The 18336-nt window shown below is 57.7% G+C and carries 21 protein-coding genes, 1 tRNA gene and 1 pseudogene; 7 read left to right on the forward strand and 16 right to left on the reverse strand.

All coding sequences use genetic code 11. The features are described 5' to 3' along the window. The first annotated feature begins 89 nt into the window (after positions 1-89). Positions 90-497, forward strand: a complete 408-nt coding sequence (cueR, locus tag K6958_RS06135; RefSeq protein WP_249893830.1) for a Cu(I)-responsive transcriptional regulator — start codon at positions 90-92, stop codon at positions 495-497. Positions 498-569: 72 nt separating this feature from the next. On the opposite strand, the gene K6958_RS06140 is transcribed toward cueR, so the two are convergent. The 5 genes from K6958_RS06140 to tesA form a co-directional block, all read right to left on the reverse strand. Beyond that, a complete protein-coding gene (locus K6958_RS06140; protein WP_249893831.1) occupies positions 570-1034 on the reverse strand; it encodes an NfeD family protein in 465 nt (154 codons plus the stop codon). Beyond that, positions 1034-1951, reverse strand: a complete 918-nt coding sequence (locus tag K6958_RS06145) for an SPFH domain-containing protein (RefSeq protein WP_249893832.1) — start codon at positions 1949-1951, stop codon at positions 1034-1036. The genes K6958_RS06140 and K6958_RS06145 overlap by 1 nt, the downstream gene beginning before the upstream one ends. A gap of 55 nt (positions 1952-2006) precedes the next feature. Continuing rightward, on the reverse strand, positions 2007-2864 hold the full coding sequence (locus K6958_RS06150; protein ID WP_249893833.1) for a co-chaperone YbbN: 858 nt from the start codon (positions 2862-2864) through the stop codon (positions 2007-2009). A gap of 80 nt (positions 2865-2944) precedes the next feature. Then, positions 2945-3718 carry an SDR family oxidoreductase gene (locus K6958_RS06155; RefSeq protein ID WP_249893834.1) on the reverse strand — a complete coding sequence of 258 codons (774 nt, stop codon included), beginning with the start codon at positions 3716-3718 and terminating at the stop codon, positions 2945-2947. Between the two features lie 31 nt (positions 3719-3749). Then, entirely contained in the window at positions 3750-4373 is a 624-nt protein-coding gene (gene tesA, locus K6958_RS06160; RefSeq protein WP_249893835.1) for a multifunctional acyl-CoA thioesterase I/protease I/lysophospholipase L1, read from the reverse strand. Here tesA and ybbA point away from each other — a divergent pair. Together ybbA and ybbP are read left to right on the forward strand one after the other, a co-directional pair. Next, a complete protein-coding gene (gene ybbA / locus K6958_RS06165; RefSeq protein WP_249893836.1) occupies positions 4341-5027 on the forward strand; it encodes a putative ABC transporter ATP-binding protein YbbA in 687 nt (228 codons plus the stop codon). The genes tesA and ybbA overlap by 33 nt on opposite strands. After that, complete coding sequence (ybbP, locus tag K6958_RS06170; protein ID WP_249893837.1) at positions 5024-7432, forward strand: putative ABC transporter permease subunit YbbP; 2409 nt, start codon at positions 5024-5026, stop codon at positions 7430-7432. Before ybbA ends, ybbP begins: the two co-directional genes overlap by 4 nt. Before the next feature lie 37 nt (positions 7433-7469). Here the strand turns inward: ybbP and purK are convergent, their stop codons facing one another. From purK to ppiB, 4 genes are all read right to left on the reverse strand, one after another. Further along, positions 7470-8537 (reverse strand): 5-(carboxyamino)imidazole ribonucleotide synthase, encoded by a 1068-nt coding sequence (gene purK / locus K6958_RS06175; RefSeq protein ID WP_249893838.1) that lies wholly within the window; start codon positions 8535-8537, stop codon positions 7470-7472. Further along, positions 8534-9043, reverse strand: a complete 510-nt coding sequence (gene purE, locus K6958_RS06180; protein WP_249893839.1) for a 5-(carboxyamino)imidazole ribonucleotide mutase — start codon at positions 9041-9043, stop codon at positions 8534-8536. The genes purK and purE overlap by 4 nt, the downstream gene beginning before the upstream one ends. 145 nt (positions 9044-9188) lie before the next feature. Next, positions 9189-9905: a UDP-2,3-diacylglucosamine diphosphatase gene (lpxH, locus tag K6958_RS06185; protein ID WP_249893840.1), complete on the reverse strand. Its 717-nt coding sequence runs from the start codon at positions 9903-9905 to the stop codon at positions 9189-9191. Next, positions 9905-10399, reverse strand: coding sequence for a peptidylprolyl isomerase B (gene ppiB, locus K6958_RS06190; RefSeq protein WP_249893841.1), 495 nt, complete (start codon positions 10397-10399; stop codon positions 9905-9907). Before ppiB ends, lpxH begins: the two co-directional genes overlap by 1 nt. Before the next feature lie 244 nt (positions 10400-10643). On the opposite strand from ppiB, the gene cysS reads away from it, so the two are divergent. From cysS to K6958_RS06205, 3 genes are all read left to right on the forward strand, one after another. Then, on the forward strand, positions 10644-12023 hold the full coding sequence (cysS, locus tag K6958_RS06195) for a cysteine--tRNA ligase (protein WP_249893842.1): 1380 nt from the start codon (positions 10644-10646) through the stop codon (positions 12021-12023). Between the two features lie 158 nt (positions 12024-12181). Continuing rightward, complete coding sequence (locus K6958_RS06200; RefSeq protein WP_249893843.1) at positions 12182-12967, forward strand: DeoR/GlpR family DNA-binding transcription regulator; 786 nt, start codon at positions 12182-12184, stop codon at positions 12965-12967. Further along, the gene (locus tag K6958_RS06205; protein ID WP_249893844.1) at positions 12933-14024 is read left to right on the forward strand and encodes an oxidoreductase; all 1092 of its coding nucleotides are present in this window, start codon (positions 12933-12935) and stop codon (positions 14022-14024) included. The genes K6958_RS06200 and K6958_RS06205 overlap by 35 nt, the downstream gene beginning before the upstream one ends. A gap of 68 nt (positions 14025-14092) precedes the next feature. Here K6958_RS06205 and ybcJ read toward each other — a convergent pair whose 3' ends face one another. After that, the gene (gene ybcJ, locus K6958_RS06210; RefSeq protein WP_085067658.1) at positions 14093-14305 is read right to left on the reverse strand and encodes a ribosome-associated protein YbcJ; all 213 of its coding nucleotides are present in this window, start codon (positions 14303-14305) and stop codon (positions 14093-14095) included. Then, positions 14305-15171, reverse strand: a complete 867-nt coding sequence (gene folD / locus K6958_RS06215; protein WP_249893845.1) for a bifunctional methylenetetrahydrofolate dehydrogenase/methenyltetrahydrofolate cyclohydrolase FolD — start codon at positions 15169-15171, stop codon at positions 14305-14307. Before folD ends, ybcJ begins: the two co-directional genes overlap by 1 nt. 181 nt (positions 15172-15352) lie before the next feature. Here folD and K6958_RS06220 point away from each other — a divergent pair. Continuing rightward, positions 15353-15429 (forward strand) — tRNA-Arg (locus K6958_RS06220). 18 nt (positions 15430-15447) lie between these two features. Here K6958_RS06220 and K6958_RS06225 read toward each other — a convergent pair. From K6958_RS06225 to K6958_RS06245, 5 genes and pseudogenes are all read right to left on the reverse strand, one after another. Next, the gene (locus K6958_RS06225) at positions 15448-16608 is read right to left on the reverse strand and encodes an integrase (protein ID WP_249893846.1); all 1161 of its coding nucleotides are present in this window, start codon (positions 16606-16608) and stop codon (positions 15448-15450) included. Between the two features lie 164 nt (positions 16609-16772). Then, a pseudogene (locus K6958_RS06230) lies at positions 16773-16835 on the reverse strand (helix-turn-helix domain-containing protein); the annotation flags it as partial. An 80-nt stretch (positions 16836-16915) separates the two neighbouring features. Continuing rightward, positions 16916-17389, reverse strand: a complete 474-nt coding sequence (locus K6958_RS06235; protein ID WP_249893847.1) for a class I SAM-dependent methyltransferase — start codon at positions 17387-17389, stop codon at positions 16916-16918. Positions 17390-17438: 49 nt separating this feature from the next. Next, a complete protein-coding gene (locus tag K6958_RS06240) occupies positions 17439-17639 on the reverse strand; it encodes a DUF551 domain-containing protein (RefSeq protein WP_249893848.1) in 201 nt (66 codons plus the stop codon). A 211-nt stretch (positions 17640-17850) separates the two neighbouring features. Further along, complete coding sequence (locus K6958_RS06245) at positions 17851-18087, reverse strand: DUF3850 domain-containing protein (RefSeq protein WP_249893849.1); 237 nt, start codon at positions 18085-18087, stop codon at positions 17851-17853. Positions 18088-18336: the final 249 nt, after the last annotated feature.

Genomic DNA, 18336 nt, shown 5'->3' on the forward strand with positions numbered 1-18336 from the left:
AAAAGGGAAAGGCGAAAGGCCGGCATCTGCCTCTGTCCACTCTGGCGAATCAGCGCTATCCTGCCAGCAATAGCGAAAAGGGGGAGAGCATGAATATTAGCGATGTGGCAAAAAGAACCGGCTTAACCAGTAAGGCGATCCGCTTTTATGAAGAGAAAGGGCTGGTCACGCCGCCGTTGCGTAGCGAAAACGGCTACCGCAGCTACACGGCGCGCCATCTGGACGAACTGACGCTGCTGCGGCAGGCGCGGCAGGTGGGTTTTACTCTCGATGAGTGTCGCGAGCTGGTGCATCTGTTCAACGATCCGGCACGTCACAGCGCTGACGTAAAAGCGCGCACGCTGCAAAAAGTCAAAGAGATCGAAGCGCATATCCTGGAGTTAAATCTGATGCGTGAGCGGCTGTTGGCGCTGGCCGAGACATGCCCCGGCGATGAAAGCGCAGACTGTCCGATAATTGATAATCTTGCCGGCTGCTGTCAGCACACAAAAAATTAGCGGCCCGAAAGCCGCTTGTTTATGCCTTATAATGTCAGCGGCGCGAATAGCGCTAATTTATCCGCAACAAGCTCAGCGGCCTGGCGTCTCAGCGTCCTGCGGCCTGATGCGCAGGGTGACGCCCTCCACGCAGATCACCACCACACGCGTACCGGCGGGCAGATCGTTGTCAGCCTGCACGCGCCAGCTGCTGTCCCCGACGCGAACATGGCCCAGCCCGTTAACCAGATCTTCATCTAACGTCAGCTGCATGCCGGTCATCTGCATGCCGCGTTGGTTAAGCAGCATCCCCGGCTGCTTTTGCCGCAGCGCCAGCCAGCGATACCAGAGAAAGGCGGCGAGCAGCGTCAGCAGCGCGAACAGGATCCCCTGCGTTCCCCACGAAAAGGGCAGCATCCAGCGGATTAACCCTACCGCCAGCGCCGCCAGCCCGCTCCACAGCAGATAGCCGCTGGTGCCCAGCATTTCCGCAATCAATAACAGGCCACCCAGCGTTAACCAGAACCAGTGGGGTTGGTTAATCACGGCCGCCAGCATTATTGCTGGCTCCGCGACTGCTTGCTTTCATTCAGCAGTTCGCTGATACCGGCGATAGATCCCATCAGGCTGCTGGCATCTAACGGCATCAGCACCACTTTGCTGTTATTGGCGGAGCCGATTTGTTGTAACGCATCGGTATACTTCTGCGCCACAAAGTAGTTCACTGCCTGAATATCCCCGGCGGCAATCGCTTCCGATACCATTTTGGTGGCGCGCGCTTCGGCTTCCGCGGCGCGTTCACGCGCTTCCGCCTGTAAAAACGCGGCCTGGCGATCGCCCTCTGCTTTTAATATTTCCGACTGCTTTTCCCCTTCGGCGCGTAAAATCGCCGCCTGACGAATCCCTTCCGCCGCCAGAATATCAGCTCGCTTGGTGCGCTCGGCTTTCATCTGCGCATTCATGGCGGCGATCAGCTCCTGTGGCGGACGCACATCGCGGATCTCAATGCGCGTGACCTTAATGCCCCACGGATTAGTCGCCTCATCCACAATGTGCAACAGGCGGGTATTAATGCTGTCACGCTGCGACAGCATCTCATCCAGCTCCATCGAGCCGAGAACGGTACGGATATTAGTCATCGTCAGATTGATGATCGCCTGATCAAGGTTGCTGACCTCATAGGCGGCGCGCGCCGGATCGACCACCTGAATAAAGCAGACCGCGTCGATGGTGACGTTGGCGTTATCTTTGGAAATCACTTCCTGCGAGGGGACATCAAGCACCTGCTCCATCATATTAATCTTGCGACCAATACGATCCATAAACGGCACTAAAAGGTTCAGGCCGGGCTGCAGCGTTTTGGTATAGCGGCCAAAACGCTCCACGGTCCATTGATAGCCCTGCGGCACAATTTTGACGCCTGACCAGACCACAATCAACGCAACGACGATAAGTACGGGGATCACAGCAAACATACAACCTCCAGACTGTCTTATGACGGGCCGAACCCTGGCCCGTTGTCGGCAGAAATTAGTAGAGCAGGGAGTATAACAGGCGACGATATTTTGCCGCCAGCGCATCGCCGGTGCCGAGCGCCGCCAGAATTTCCTGCAGCATCTTACGCGCCTGGCCATCGGCGGCGTTGAGATCGCGCTTCAAAAAGCTGTACAGCAGTTCCAGCGCCTCTTCGTTGCGGCCAACCTGATGCAGCTGCAGCGCCAGTTTGCTGGCCAGTTCGGCATTCTGCGGATCGCTTTCCAGCTGCTGTTGAAGCTGCTGAATTTCCGGGGTATCCGCCGCCTGCTTCAGCAGATCGATCTGCGCCATCAGCCCCTGATAGCGCGTATCCTGATCCTGCAGCGGCACCACTTTCAGTACGCCTTCCGCTTCATCGCTGCGGTTAAGAGAGATCAGAACTTCAGCCAGCAGAAAACCGATTTCGCTGGACTGATTGCTCAGTTGCCATGCCTCTTTCAGCAGCGGCAGCGCCTCCAGCGTTTTGCCCTGCTGCACCAGCTCGATAGCCTGCTGCGCCTTCAGCTCCTCTTCACGCGGCAGCACTTTTTGCAGCAGGGCGCGGATCGCCTCTTCCGGCTGCGGTCCCTGGAAGCCGTCGACCGGTTGGCCATTCTGGAACAGATAAACCGTAGGAATGGCGCGCAGGCCGAACTGGGAAGCGACCATCGGCTCATTGTCACAGTCGAGCTTCGCCAGCACGAACTGCCCGGCGTACTCCTGCGCCAGCCGCTCCAGCACCGGCGTCAGTTGCTGGCAGTGCTGGCTGCGTTCGGACCAGAAATAGAACAGCACCGGCACCGTCATAGACTGTTCCAGCGTCTGCTGCAGGTTTGATTCGTTGATATCGATAATCGAAGCGTGTAATGACATGTCTGCGTCTCTTTGTCTGATGACTTTGTTACGATATTGGGGCGTTGCCTTCGGCTTCAAGCCAAATTTGCGCTGCCGCGTTAGTTGCCGCGTAAAATGCGATCCAGTATCCAGCCCGGCAGCAAGCGTCGCAGCCAGCTCATTGCATGCGCGACCAGCGTCACAGGGTAGCGCAGCCGCGGATGACGGCTCTCCAGCGCGTGGCGCAGTTTGGGGAGTATCGCTTCCGGCGGCAGCGTAAAACGTGCCGCAATACCCGGATTTTTAACCGGCTTCTCTTGCTGCGTCTGATTCACATTGTCGGTAAAGCGGGTATGGATAGGGCCGGGTTCTATCAGGCTGACGCGCACGCCGCTGCCGTGCAGCTCCATACGCAGGGCGTCGGCCCAGGCCTCTAGCGCATATTTACTGGCGGCGTAGGCGCCGCGTCCCGGCGTAGCGATCAGGCCCATCACCGAGCTGGTATTAATAATACGCGCGTCGCCGCTGGCGCGCAGGGCGGGCAACAGCAGCATCGTCAGCTGATGGGTGCCGAACAGGTTACTGGCGAACTGTTGCTCCAGCTGCTGACGCGACAGGGTTTCCAGCAGGCCGTAAACGCCATAGCCAGCATTATTAAACAGGCCGTACAGTTGACCCCCGGTCAGCGCGATAACCTGCTCCGCCGCCTGCGCCACGCTCTGCGCATCGTCGAGATCGAGCTGAATCCCGGTAAATCCCAACGCATTCATTTTCGCCACATCGTCCAGTTTGCGGCAGGCGGCCAGCACGCGATAGCCGCGCATTAACAGATCGTTGGCGGCGACCAACCCGATACCGCTGGAACAGCCGGTAATTAATACGTTTTTTTGCATAACTTTACGTCCGTGGCTTCTGTGCCGTTTATTACTCATGCTTAACTAGGGGAGCCAGTTCTTTGTCCATCAGATCGGTAATAAAAGCCTGCGCATCCGGCGCCGGATGAATACCGTCCTGCTGCATCCACTGCGGTTTAAGGTAAACCTGCTCCATAAAGAAGGGCACCAGCGGGATATTGTACTGCCGGGCCAGTTTGCTATAGATGGTATTGAAAGCCTCGTTATAGCGGCGGCCGTAGTTCGCCGGCAGACGGATCTGCATCAGCAGCGGTTGGGCGTTGGCCGCCTGAACGCTGGTAATGATTTTACTTAAGTCCTGCTCAATGTTTTGCGGCGGGAAACCGCGCAAACCATCGTTACCGCCCAGCTCGATCAATACCCAGCGGGGATGATGCTGCTGCAGCAGCGCGGGCAAACGCGCCAGCCCCTGCGCGGCGGTATCGCCGCTGATGCTGCCGTTGACCACCTTTGGCTGCTGCTGCCATTTTTTATCCAGCAGGGCGGGCCAGGCCTGGCTGGCGGACATGCGATAACCGGCGCTCAGGCTATCGCCGAGAACCAATAATGTCTCTGCGGACGCCACGCGCGTCAGTAACAGTAACAACAACAGGAAGGGATAATGCCAGCGGAAAACATTGTTGAAGTTCATCATCTTACTAAATCCGTCGGTGAAGGGGAGCATCAGTTGTTCATCCTTACCGGAGTTGACCTGGTTGTCAAACCGGGGCAGAGCATCGCCCTGATTGGCGAGTCGGGATCGGGCAAGTCTACGCTGCTGGGCATTCTCGCCGGGCTGGATGATGGTAGCAGCGGAGAAGTCTGGCTGTGCGGCGAACCGCTGCAAAAAATGAATGAAGAGCAGCGCGCGGCGTTACGGGCGCGTCACGTCGGTTTCGTCTTTCAATCTTTTATGCTGGTGCCCACGCTGAACGCGCTGGAAAACGTACAGCTGCCAGCGCTGCTGCGCGGCGAACCTGAGCGTCAAAGCCGCGATCAGGCGCAGGCGCTGCTGGAACAACTGGGCCTCGGCAAACGCCTGCACCATTTGCCGTCGCAGCTTTCCGGTGGCGAACAGCAGCGCGTGGCGCTGGCGCGCGCCTTTAATGGCCGCCCTGACGTGCTGTTTGCCGATGAGCCGACCGGCAACCTCGATCGGCAGACCGGCGATCGTATTGCCGATCTGCTGTTCTCCATGAACCGCGACAGTGCCACCACGCTGATCCTGGTGACTCACGATGCGCAGCTGGCGGCGCGTTGCGATCGTCGCCTGCGCGTACGTGACGGTAAGCTGTGGGAGGAAGCATGATTTGGCGCTGGTTCTGGCGCGAGTGGCGTTCGCCCTCGTTGCTGATCGTCTGGCTGGCGCTGACGCTGGCGGTCGCCTGCGTGCTGGCGCTGGGAACGCTGGGCGATCGGATGGAAAAAGGGCTGACGCAGCAAAGTCGTGAATTTATGGCCGGCGACCGTACCTTAAGCAGCGCGCATCCGGCGCCGCAGCCGTGGCTGGATCGGGCGCAGCAGCAGGGGTTAAGGGTCTCCGCCCAGCTGACCTTTATGACCATGACGTTTGCGGGCGAGGCGCCGCAGTTGGCCGCGGTTAAAGCGGTCGATCAGGCTTATCCGATGTTCGGCGAATTGCGCACCGAGCCGCCGGGACTGAAACCACAGCCCGGCAGCGTGCTGCTGGCGCCGCGGCTGATGGCGCTACTGGGCGTGAAGGCGGGCGATGAGCTGGATGTCGGCGATACCCGTTTGCGTATCGCCGGCGCGGTGCTGCAGGAGCCGGATGCCGGTTTTAATCCCTTTCAGACCGCGCCGCGTCTGCTGATGAATCTGGCCGACGTGGCGAAAACTGGCGCGGTGCAGCCGGGAAGCCGTTTGACCTGGCGCTATAAAGTGGCGGGTGATGCCGGGGCGCTAAGCCGCTACGATAGCTGGATTACGCCGCAGCTCAAAAGCGATCAGCGCTGGCTGAGCGTGGAAAACTCAGAGGATGCGCTGGGGCGTTCGATGCAACGCGCCCAGCAGTTTTTACTGTTGTCGGCGCTGTTAACGCTGCTGCTGGCGGTCGCGGCGGTGGCGGTGGCGATGAGCCATTACTGTCGCAGCCGCTACGATCTGGTCGCAGTATTGAAAACGCTTGGCGCCGGGCGCCAGGCCTTACGCAAACTGATTGTCGGACAGTGGCTGGCGGTGCTGCTGCTGGCGGCGGCGGCGGGGAGTGCGCTTGGCATGGGCTTTGAGCGGTTGCTGTTAACCCTGCTGCGGCCGGTGCTGCCCGGCGAGCTGCCTGCCGCCGGCGTCTGGCCGTGGATCTGGGCGCTGGGCGCGCTGTTTACCATTTCGCTGCTGGTGGGGCTGCGTCCTTATCGGCTGCTGTTAGCCACTCAGCCGCTGCGCGTGCTGCGACAGGACGCTATCGCTCACGTCTGGCCGCTACGCTATTACCTGCCCGCGATGGCGCTGGTGGTGGTGCTGCTGCTGGTGCTGTTGGTCGGCAGCAGCAAGCTGCTTTGGGCATTGCTGGCGGGTATTTTCTTGCTGGCGGCGCTGTTGGCGGCGCTGGGGTGGGGGGCGCTCTGGTTGCTGAGCCGGCTGACCGTGCGTCGTCTGGCGCTGCGGCTGGCGGTAAACCGTCTGCTGCGCCAGCCTTGGGTAACCTTAAGCCAGCTGGCCGCCTTTTCGCTCTCTTTTATGCTGCTGGCCTTGTTGCTGGTGTTGCGCGGCGATCTGCTCGATCGTTGGCAGCAACAGCTGCCTGCCGACAGCCCGAACTATTTTTTGCTGAATATCAGCCGCGAACAGGTAGCGGAGGTACAGCATTTTCTGACGCAGCATCAGATTGCGCCCGGCACCTTTTATCCCGTTGCGCGCGTGCGACTGACGGAAATCAACCAGCAGCCTGCTGACCCGCGTCGTGATAACGCCCTCAACCGCGAGCTTAACCTGACCTCTTTATCACGACGTCCGGAACATAACCCGATTGTGGCCGGGCAGTGGCCGCCGCGCGCTGGCGAGGTTTCGATGGAAGTGGAATTGGCGGATCGGTTAGGGGTGAAGCTGGGGGATAGCCTGACTTTTACCGGCGATACGCAACAGTTTAGCGCCAGAATCAGCAGTCTGCGCAAAGTGGACTGGGAAAGCCTGCGGCCTAATTTCTTCTTTATCTTCCCGCCGGGCGCGCTCGATGAACAGCCGCAAACCTGGCTGACCAGTTTCCGCCTGGACGGCAACACCGAGACGCTGGCGCAGCTGAACCGTGCCTTTCCCACGCTCAGCCTGTTGGACATTGGGGCAATGATGCGCCAGATCGGTCAGGTGTTGACCCAGGTCAGCCAGGCGCTGGAAATTATGGTGATTCTGGTTACCGCCTGCGGGTTGCTGCTCTTGCTGGCGCAGGTACAGGTAGGCATGCGACAGCGGCGACAGGAACTGGTGGTTTACCGCACGCTGGGCGCCGGGAAAAAACTGCTGCGCGCCACCCTATGGTTTGAGTTCGCGCTGTTGGGCATTGTCGCGGGCGTGGCGGCGGCCTTGGGCGCCGAGGCGGCATTATGGGGTTTACAGCGTAAGGTGTTCGATTTCCCATGGGAACCGGATTACCGACTGTGGATTGCGCTGCCGCTAAGCGGGGCGCTACTGCTTTCGCTGTGCGGCGGCTGGTTGGGGATTCGGTTACTGCGCGGTAAGGCGCTGTTCCGCAGTTTCTGATCAGAGGCGGTCCGCCAGTAACGGACCGCCATCGTGCTTAGCGTAGCGTTGTCTGCGCCCACGCAATGCCGCTGGCATACTCCGGCGGCAGCATCGGCGTCAGCGCCTGTAGCGCGGCGGCAAGACGCTGCGCGTCAGGATCGCTCAGGTTGAGATGGCCGACTTTACGACCGGGCCGCACCTCTTTTTCATACCAGTGCAGATGCACCAGCGGTTCGCTAAGCCACTGCTGATTTAACGCAGTGCCAATCAGGTTGACCATCACCGACGGCATACTGACTACCGGCGGCGGCAGCGGCAGATCGAGGATCGCGCGCAGATGCAGCTCAAACTGGCTGATGGACGCGCCGTTTTGCGTCCAGTGGCCGCTGTTATGCACGCGCGGCGCCAATTCGTTGATCAGTAGCCCTTGCGGCACCACGAAGCACTCCATTGCCATCACGCCAACATAGTCCAGCTCATGCATGATCGCGCTCAGCATCTGCTCCGCCTGCTGCTGCAGCGCCGAATCAGGCTGCGGCAAGGCGACGCTGGTCCGTAGGATCCCTTCCTGATGCAGGTTATGCGTCAGCGGGTAAAATACCGTTTTGCCGTTGTGTCCGCGCGCGCCAACCAGCGAAACCTCGCCGGAAAAGTTGATGCCCTGCTCAACAATACATTCGCCGTAGCAGTCCGCCGGCAGCGCGTCGGTTTCTCCGGCGCGTAAACGCCACTGACCGCGACCGTCATAGCCGCCGGTACGACGCTTAACGATCGCCAGTTCACCCAGCTGCGCAAAAACCTGCGGCCACTGTTCAACGGAAGAGAGCAGTTGCCAGGGCGCGGTGGCCAACCCCAGCCGATCAAGCAGCTGCTTTTGCGTAAACCGATCGGCAAGCTGCGGAAAAATATCGCGGTTCACAAAGGCGGCATGACGCGCCAGCTCACGCGTCAGGGCCGTTTCCGGCCAGCGCTCGATCTCAGCGGTAATCACGCTTTGCTGAATCGGCAACGCTTCCGGCTCAGCATCCAGACCGACCGGATAGACCGCGATGCCCAGCGGTTCGCCTGCCTGACGCAGCATTCTTCCCAGCTGCCCATTTCCCAGAACGCAAACCGGCTTCATGCTTCCTCCCGCGGATCGGGATTATTTAACACTTCATCGGTTTGCGCCTGGCGCCATGCGCTGAGGCGCGTGGCCAGTTCGCGGTCATGCGTCGCCAGAATTTGCGCCGCCAGCAGGGCGGCGTTGGCGGCGCCCGCTTTACCGATCGCCAGCGTGCCGACCGGAATACCGCGCGGCATCTGTACAATGGAATAGAGGCTATCGACGCCGCTCAGCGCTGCGCTCTGTACCGGTACGCCCAGCACCGGCACCAGCGTTTTCGCCGCCAGCATGCCCGGTAGATGCGCCGCGCCGCCGGCGCCGGCGATAATCACCTGAAAGCCGTTATCCGCCGCGCCTTCGGCAAAGCTAAACAGCTTATCCGGCGTGCGGTGCGCAGAAACGATTTCAATATGAAAAGGAACGTCCAGAACGGTAAGGATTTCCGCAGCGAACTGCATAGTGGCCCAGTCACTCTTAGAACCCATGACGATGGCGATGCGGGTCGGGGCGGCGTTAAGAGACATGCGGATGTGGCTCCTGTGATTATCCAAAAGTCACCGGCGTGGTTTTCACGCGGTCGGGAAGGGCACAGAGAATACCATGACTCAGGGGCAAGGAAAACGGTTGCGTAGCGGGTTTAACGCGCGAAAAGCGGCTTGCCCGCCGCTTTTAAAAAGGGAAATGGATCAGGGAAAGGCCACGCGGCGTCACTTCAATCATCGAGCCGGCGCTATGCCAGGCGCCCAGCACCAGGCGTTCCGCTGGCTGGCCGTTGGCCGTCAGCGTATGCACCTCAGGCCGATGGGTATGGCCGTGAATTAGCCACTGTACCTGATGACGCTCCATTGCAGCGATCACCGCCTGCGGGTTGACATCCATAATCTCAACCGACTTATGCTGATTGGCTTCTTTACTGCTGTCGCGCATACGCAGCGCAATGCGCTGACGCAGCCGCAGCGGCAGGGCGAGAAACAGCGTTTGTAGCCAGCGCTGATGCACCTTACGGCGAAAGCGCTGATAGCCTTCGTCATCGGTACAGAGCGTATCGCCATGCATAATCAGTAGCGGGCGGCCATACAGGTTCAACACCCGTTCTTCTGGCAGCAGCTGCATCCCGCAGGCGCGGGCATAGCGCTTGCCCAGCAGGAAATCGCGATTGCCATGAATGAAATAAACCGGTAGCGGCAGCGCCTGTAGCGCCGCAGCAATCTGCTGATGCAGCGGATTGGGATCGTCATCGCCGATCCAGGCCTCAAACAGATCGCCCAGGATATATAACGCATCGGCATTTTGCGTTTCACGCTGTAAAAAACGCAGAAAACCGGCAGTAATTGCCGGTTCTTGCTCACACAGATGCAAATCTGCGATAAATAGCGTGCGTGACATTACTCGCTAACGGTGACTTTCTGAATGATCACGTCTTCTTTCGGCACGTCCTGATGCATGCCGCTGCGGCCGGTCGCGACGCCTTTGATTTTATCAACCACGTCCATCCCTTCCACTACTTCGGCAAACACGCAGTAACCCCAGCCCTGCAGACTTTCGTCACGGAAGTTCAGGAAGTCATTGTCTGCGACGTTGATAAAGAACTGTGCGGTAGCAGAGTGCGGAGCGGAAGTACGCGCCATTGCCAGCGTGCCGCGGGTGTTTTTCAGGCCGTTGTTGGCTTCGTTGCGGATTTCCGCTTTGGTTGCTTTCTGCTGCATGCCCGGCTCAAAGCCGCCGCCCTGGATCATAAAGCCGTTGATCACACGGTGGAAAATGGTGTTGTCGTAGAAACCTTCACGACAGTAGTCCAGGAAGTTCTGCACGGTTGCAGGCGCTTTGTCATCAAAAGTTTTGATCACGATATCGCCATGATTAGTCTGGAAAGTAACCATAATCTCATCCTGTAAAGGTTGGAGTTTTCAAGATACTGCGCCCGCACGCTGAAGCAGAGTAGCGGGCCAGTTTTAACAGACGCCTCTTATAACATAATTCGCGCGCTGACGTCAGTAAGCGCAGAAGGGCTTTCTGCCCGCTGCGGGTGCGCTGCGCTATGTACTTTCTTGCATTGCGCCGCGCTTACGTGAAAAATAGACCTTCTGATTCTGTTTATCCGCACACGCTTATACGGAAAGTTCAATGCTTAAAATTTTTAATACCCTGACGCGACAAAAAGAGGAATTTAAACCGATCCATGCCGGAGAAGTGGGCATGTACGTGTGCGGCATTACCGTTTATGACCTCAGCCATATCGGCCATGGCCGTACCTTTGTGGCCTTCGATATTGTGGCGCGTTACCTACGCTACTGCGGCTATCAGCTGAAATATGTGCGCAATATCACCGATATTGATGACAAAATTATCAAACGCGCCAATGAAAACCAGGAAACGGTAGAAGATCTCACCAACCGCATGATTGGCGAAATGCATGCGGATTTTCAGGCGTTGAACATTCTGCCGCCGGATCTGGAGCCGCGCGCCACGCGCCATATCAGCGAAATTATCGAGCTGGTGGAAAAGCTGATCGCCCGCGGTCACGCTTATGTCGCCAGCAACGGCGACGTAATGTTTGCCGTCGACAGCGATCCGGAATATGGCTGCCTTTCCCGTCAGGATCTGGAACAGCTGCAGGCGGGGGCACGCGTAGAAGTGGCGGACGTGAAGCGCAATCCGATGGATTTCGTATTATGGAAGATGTCGAAAGCGGACGAGCCAAGCTGGCCGTCGCCGTGGGGCGCCGGACGCCCGGGCTGGCATATTGAATGCTCGGCGATGAACTGTAAACAGCTGGGCGAACACTTTGATATTCACGGCGGCGGTTCGGATCTGATGTTCCCGCACCATGAAAACGAAATTGCGCAATCCACCTGCGCGCACGATGGCCCGTACGTAAATTACTGGATGCACTCCGGGATGGTGATGGTCGATCGCGAGAAGATGTCTAAATCACTCGGCAACTTCTTTACCATTCGCGATGTGTTGCAGCATTTTGATGCGGAAACGGTGCGCTACTTCCTGATGTCCGGTCACTACCGTAGCCAGCTTAACTATGGCGAAGAGAACCTGAAGCAGGCGCGTGCGGCGCTGGAGCGTCTCTATACCGCGCTGCGTCATACCGATGCCAATGCCGAAGCGGCAGGCGGCGAAGCGTTTGTCACCCGTTTCCGCGAGGCGATGGATGATGACTTCAACACGCCGGAAGCCTATTCGGTGCTGTTTGATCTGGCGCGGGAGGTGAACCGTTTGAAAGCGGAAGATATGACCGCGGCGAATGGGCTGGCGGCGCGCCTGCGTGAACTGGCTGGCGTGCTGGGTCTGTTAGAGCAAGATCCTGAGCTGTTCCTGCAGGGCGGAGCGCAGGATGATGACGTCGCGGAGATCGAAGCGTTGATTAAAATGCGTAACGATGCGCGTCAGGCCAAAGAGTGGGCGCAGGCGGATATCGCGCGCGATAAACTTAATGCGCTGGGCATAGTGCTGGAAGATGGGCCGCAGGGCACCACCTGGCGACGTAAATAAATTTCTGCAAGGCCGGTCTCTACCGGCCTTTTTTTTGCCTCATTTTTCTTTCCCGGTAACGCTATTTTTAGCGATTAGTCTCAGATCCATACGCATTCAGATTAATTTTGCAGTTTTTTGCTGTTTCTTGCCGTATATTGCTTCCCGGGAGGATCCTTATGCATAAAGCCGCACGCCAGAAAACCTTATTAACGCTGCTCAGCGAACAGGGAGAGTCCAGCGTGACGCAGCTTGCCCAGGCGTTGCAGGTATCAGTAGATACCGTGCGTCGCGATCTTAACGATCTGCAACAGCAGGGGCTGGCGCAGAAAAGTCATGGCGGGGCGATCGCGCTGGACGTGCCGGTGATGACGCGTCGCGCGCGCAGCGGGGTGCTTAACGCCGCCAAACAGCGGCTGGGCAAGGCTGTCGCCGCGCAGATCCCACCGGGCAGCACCCTGATGCTGGATGCCGGCAGTACGGTGCTGGCGGTGGCCGCCGCGTTGAACGTGCCGGCGCGGGTCATTACCGCTTCGCTGGATATTGCCTGCGCGCTCAGCGATCGTCCGGATATTGAACTCATTTTGCTGGGCGGGCAGTGGGATAACGACCAACGCCTGTTTGCCGGCGCCGCCACGCTGGCCATGCTACAGCGCTATCGCGCCGATATCGCCGTGCTGGGCGCCTGCGCGGTGCATGCCACGCTGGGGCTTAGCGCCAGCCATGAGGCGGACGCGGAAATCAAACGCGCCATGCTGTCATTCAGCGCCCAGCGCTGGCTGGTGGCCGATCATTTAAAGCTGAACCGCTGCCAGCCTCATCGGGTCGCGGATTTAACCGAGATACAACGCCTGTTTATCGATCGTCGCTGGGATGAGCTGCCCGCTTTAACCTCCACTGACGTCTCTGTTATCGCTGAAGGAGAACAACATGAGTCACACCGCTACGCCCACAAAGATGCTTAACACCGCACTGATTGGCTATGGTTTTGCCGGTAAAACTTTCCACGCTCCGCTGATCTCTGCCACGGCGGGCCTGAACCTTTATGCGATCGTCTCCAGCGACGCTGCGAAAGTGCATGCCGATCTTCCCGGCATGCAGGTGATCGCCGATCCGCAGCAGGCGATCGCTCATCCCGATATCGATCTGGTGGTGATCGCCTCGCCGAATACCACCCATGCGCCGCTGGCGCGCCAGGCGCTGGAAGCGGGCAAGCACGTGGTGGTTGATAAGCCGTTTACGCTGGATATGCAGGAAGCGCGCGAACTGATCGCGCTGGCGCAGGAGAAAGGCGTGCTGCTGTCAGTTTTCCACAACCGCCGCTGGGACAGCGACTATCTCGGCGTACGCCAGGCGATAGAGCAGGGGAAAGTAGGGAAGGTGGTGCAGTTTGAATCACATATCGATCGTTTCCGCCCGCAGGTTCGCGTGCGCTGGCGCGAGCAGAATGTGCCGGGCAGCGGCCTGTGGTTCGATATCGGCCCTCACCTGATCGATCAGGTGCTTCAGCTGTTTGGCCTGCCGGAGAGCGTACAGGGCAATATCGCCACGCTGCGTGACAATGCGGAAGTGAATGACTGGGCGCATGCGGTATTAAATTATCCGTCGCACCGGGTGATCCTGCACTGCAGCATGCTGGTGGCCGGCGGCGTATCGCGCTTTAGCGTACACGGGACCCAGGGCAGCCTGATCAAAGCACGGGCCGATCGCCAGGAGAGCCAGCTGCTGGCTGGCGTAACGCCCGGCAGCGCAGGGTGGGGCGAGGATGATGAGGCGATGGTGCTCTACAGCGGCGAAGCGCAAACCCAGCTGCCGACGCCGGCGGGCGATCAGCGGCAGTATTATATCCAGATCGCTAACGCGTTGAACGGCGCACAGGAGAACCCGGTGCCGCCTGAGCAGGCGCTGGCGGTAATGGCGGTATTAGAGGCGGCGGTAAAATCATCGGAAAGCGGTCAGGCGCAGCAGCCTGCGCTCAGCGCCGAAGAGAGAAGCGCGTTGCGTTTTCCGCAGCTTCAGTAAATACAGGAAAACAGCCGGCTAAGCCGGCTGTTTAACGTTACGTAGTGCGGACCATTGCGGCTGAGGCCTCAGGCCGTTACCGTCACGCGTTGACCACTGAACTCGACGGTTTGCCCGGCGACAATCTTGCAGCGCTTACGGGTTTCAACCTGGCCATCTACGGTAACCAGCCCGTCGGCAATCAGGTTTTTGGCAACTGCGCCGCTCTCTACCCAACCCTCAAGCTTCAGCAGATCGCATAAATCAACGTGCGCATGTTTACCCAGAGAGAATGTGGCCATTATACGGCTCCTTTGTCGTGATATTCTTCACATGCCTGCAGCGTGTTTTGGATCAGCGTGGCGACCGTCATCGGCCCAACGCCGCCCGGTACTGGCGTAATCCATGCGGCGCGTTCGGCGGCGCTATCGAAATCGACGTCACCCACCACTTTGCCGCTTTCTAAACGGTTAATCCCGACATCAATAACAATCGCGCCAGGCTTAATCCATTCGCCTGGAATAAAGCCCGGTTTGCCGACGGCCACGACCAGTAGATCGGCATGTTCAATATGATGACGCAGATCTTTGGTAAAGCGATGCGTTACGGTGGTGGTGCAGCCTGCCAGCAGCAGCTCAAGGCTCATCGGACGCCCAACGATATTCGACGCGCCAACCACTACCGCGTTCAGGCCGTAGGTTTCGATGTTATAACGCTCCAGCAGCGTGATAATGCCGCGCGGCGTACAGGGGCGCAGCAGCGGGGCGCGCTGGCACAGGCGGCCTACGTTGTAAGGATGGAAGCCATCCACATCTTTATCGGGCGCGATGCGCTCCAGCACCTTAACGTTATCAATACCCGCAGGCAGCGGCAGCTGCACCAGGATACCGTCGATCTCGCCGTCATTATTCAGGGCGTCAATCAGCTCAAGCAGCTCGGTTTCGCTGGTGGTGACGGGCAGATCGTAAGAGCGCGAGATAAATCCAACTTCTTCGCAGGCGCGGCGCTTGCTGCCGACATAGATCTGGGAAGCGGGGTCTTCACCCACCAATACCACTGCCAGACCTGGCGCGCGTTTTCCGTCCGCCAGACGCTGTTTCACTTTTTCGGCAACCTCAAGGCGCACCTGCTGCGCAATCGTTTTACCGTCAATAATTTTTGCTGCCATCAGTGAAGAAATCCATCTGTTTGAGTGAATCGGGGAATGGGGCATATTTTGTCAGAAGCACAGGCTGCTGTCAGTCCCTGAATCACGCTGGCTGGTTACATCTTCGGCGATGGGAGCGGGACGGGTGCAAAAACGTTGACTCGCTGTCTGCGCACCGTATAATTCGACGCAACTCACCAATGCGCCCTTAGCTCAGCTGGATAGAGCACCGGCCTTCTAAGCCGTAGGTCACAGGTTCGAATCCTGTAGGGCGTGCCATTAAATATCAACCACTTATCACCCGCCTCCAGCCTTCAGATTTTCAACGTGGGACAGATTTGGGACACGACTTCCAAAAATCGCGTCTATTTGCCTCGCATGCTCCGTTAAATGGTTAGGTGCCAGATGTGCATAACGCTGCACCATCTCGATGCTTTCCCAGCCACCCATTTCCTGTAATGCCGATAACGGGACGCCAGCCTGAATTAACCAACTCGCCCAGGTGTGTCGAAGGTCATGAAATCGAAAGTCCTCAATACCGGCTCTTTTTAACGCTGCCCGCCACGCAGTGTTTGAATCGACGCGCATCTTTCTGACTCCGGCCGTTGTCGTTCCGTCATTTCGCTTCGCAGCCTCGGTGTGTACAAACACCCAGTTGTGATGCTTGCCAAGCTGCCGCTTCAGAACGGCGCAGGCTGTGTCATTCAGTGCAACGCCAATTGCTCTGCCTGACTTGCTTTCCTCCGGGTATATCCATGCCACCTTGCGCTGCATGTCAATCTGCTGCCATTTCAGATCGACAATGTTCGACCGGCGCAACCCTGTCGCCAGTGCAAACTCTACGGTAGACTTGAGCGGCTCAGGGCATTCATCAATCAGCCGCTTAGCTTCAGCGGGTTCGAGCCACCGTACCCGCTTATTTCTTTCCTGCGGCACCTTGATAACAGGTGACTTCTCGATCCACTTCCATTCCCTTTCAGCTGCACGCATCAGCGCCTTCATTAGAGCCAGATGCTTGGCCTTCGTCGATGTGGATACCGGCTCCGGCTTATATACCCCAATATCGATTCCTTTCTTCTGCATCGATGCAGCACGCTGCTTCCATCTTTCCGCTGCTTTTCGGTTGGTCATCCTGCTGACCGCAGCGTAAATTTTCGCCTCGCTGATATCCTTCAGCAAAACTCCTTCAAAATGTATGAGCCAGAATCCAATCCGGCCCTTATCTGCATCCAGTGACTTTTTATGTGCCTTCTCTTCAAGCCAGCGCATGCAGGCTTCTTCAAACGTCACATCAGGAAAGTCACCGAGGCGCTCTATTCGCCACAGTTCAGCCTTCCTGCGGTCGTGCAGCTCCTGTGCTTGCTTTCGGTCCTCTGTGCCAAGAGATTCCTTAATTCGCTTGCCGCCCGGCGTCGTGTAACTCCCGTACCAGACGGAGCCCCTGCGGAAGATGGACATGATAATTTCTCCTCATATGCACCTGCCGCGCTCACTGCGACAGTGTGCATTGGATTATTGAGAGCGGCAATACATGCCTGGCGGGTGACGAGATAGGGTGACTTCGGTTTGGACGGGTCTTTGCGTGTTGCTGTCAGGCGTCCCGACCGTATCCAGTTGCTGGCCGTGGGTCGGGAGATGCCGAGAAACGCGCAGGCCTCATCCAGGGTAAGCGCGTAAGCTTCCATAGATGACCTCTACAGGTAGTTGAATATTGCTCTGGCGATGATGATCGCAATGATGGTGATGATGAGGTGGAGTGGGGTGATCATGATTTCAGGAAGATTATCCAGTGTGTCTTGTCGCCTTTACCGGTACGTTGCCAGATGGTTGGCTTTTGGTCGGTGAGGGCGATTACCTTGCTGACTGGTATCTGCGTTTCGTTCCACTTAAAAATCAGCGTGCCATTAGGGCGCAGCACCCGGAATGCTTCTGCAAATCCTGCCCGGATATCTTGTGGCCACGTCGATTTATCCAAGGCGCCATATTTCTTACGCATCCAACTGTTCTCGCCGGCGCGTTCAAGATGGGGCGGATCGAATACGACCTGAGCAAATGTGTTATCAGCGAACGGTAAAGCGCGAAAATCGGCGATAACGTCCGGTCTGATTTGCAGTGTGCGTCCATCACATAACACATGCTGCTCCGCTCGCTTATCCGTAAATACAGCGCGGCTGTCCTGCTTATCCATCCAGAACATGCGCGAACCACAGCACATATCCAATATGCTTACTTCAGACATAACAACTCCTCACGCATAGCGCGATAGTGAATAGGGGTAGGGGGATTAGTTATTGGTGCGGTGGTTCAGGGAGCGGCATCCAGTGGGTGATCTCGCCATCGCAGAAAGGGCAGGTCGGGTATGTTCCCCATACTGGCCGCTCGTTATCATCTTCAAAGTAGAAACCTAAGCAGACCTCGTTGCCGTCTGTAGCCAGAACATCCTCAAAGTCTTCCGGCATCTGCTCGCTGCATTTAATCCACTCGCTCACATCAACCTCCGCTGCTTCTCAGCCCACACCATGCGCTCATGGTCGGTTCTACACTCATCGCTACAGAAATGCCCCTTGGCTATCGGCTCATTGCACCAGTGGCATTCGCCGGTGTAGACCATGCTGGGCGCCGGCCGGTTAGCCAGGGCTACTGCTATCAGCTGCTGCTCGCGTTCTGCGGCCTCGTCTAAAAAATCAGCATGCATAATCGTTACTCCATGCTTAGTAAAACGAAATCAGGCAACCAGTCGCCAACATCAGCAACGTGCGTAACCTTCCTTACAACACTTTTCCCGGTGTACTCTTCTTTAACTCTGTCCCAGCAACGTAAAACCAGCGTGTCGCCAGGCTGATAATTGCGATCGTTTTTTCGTAGCTCGGCCTTCTTCAGATTCCGCTTAACTGGCTCGTAATGCTCAGGCCAGATTTTCAGTTCGTGTGTCGTCATGCTTTCCTCCAGGCAATAAAAAACCGCCTCGGTGGGCGGTTTGATGGGTTCGGGCTTATTGCTTATTCAGCTAGTTTTACCCGGATACTTAAAGGCTTTGATGGGGTATTCCCTACCTGAATCCCGCTACGCTGCGTTACCATATATTTGGTTGCCACGCCATCTTCTACCAAAAACATCTCCCCACCCAAAGTAGGCTCAGTAGAAAAGTCATAGTGTAGTGGTTTACTGAATTTGGCCACCCGAACA

Source organism: Mixta hanseatica (assembly GCF_023517775.1).
Classification (GTDB): Bacteria; Pseudomonadota; Gammaproteobacteria; order Enterobacterales; family Enterobacteriaceae; genus Mixta; species Mixta hanseatica.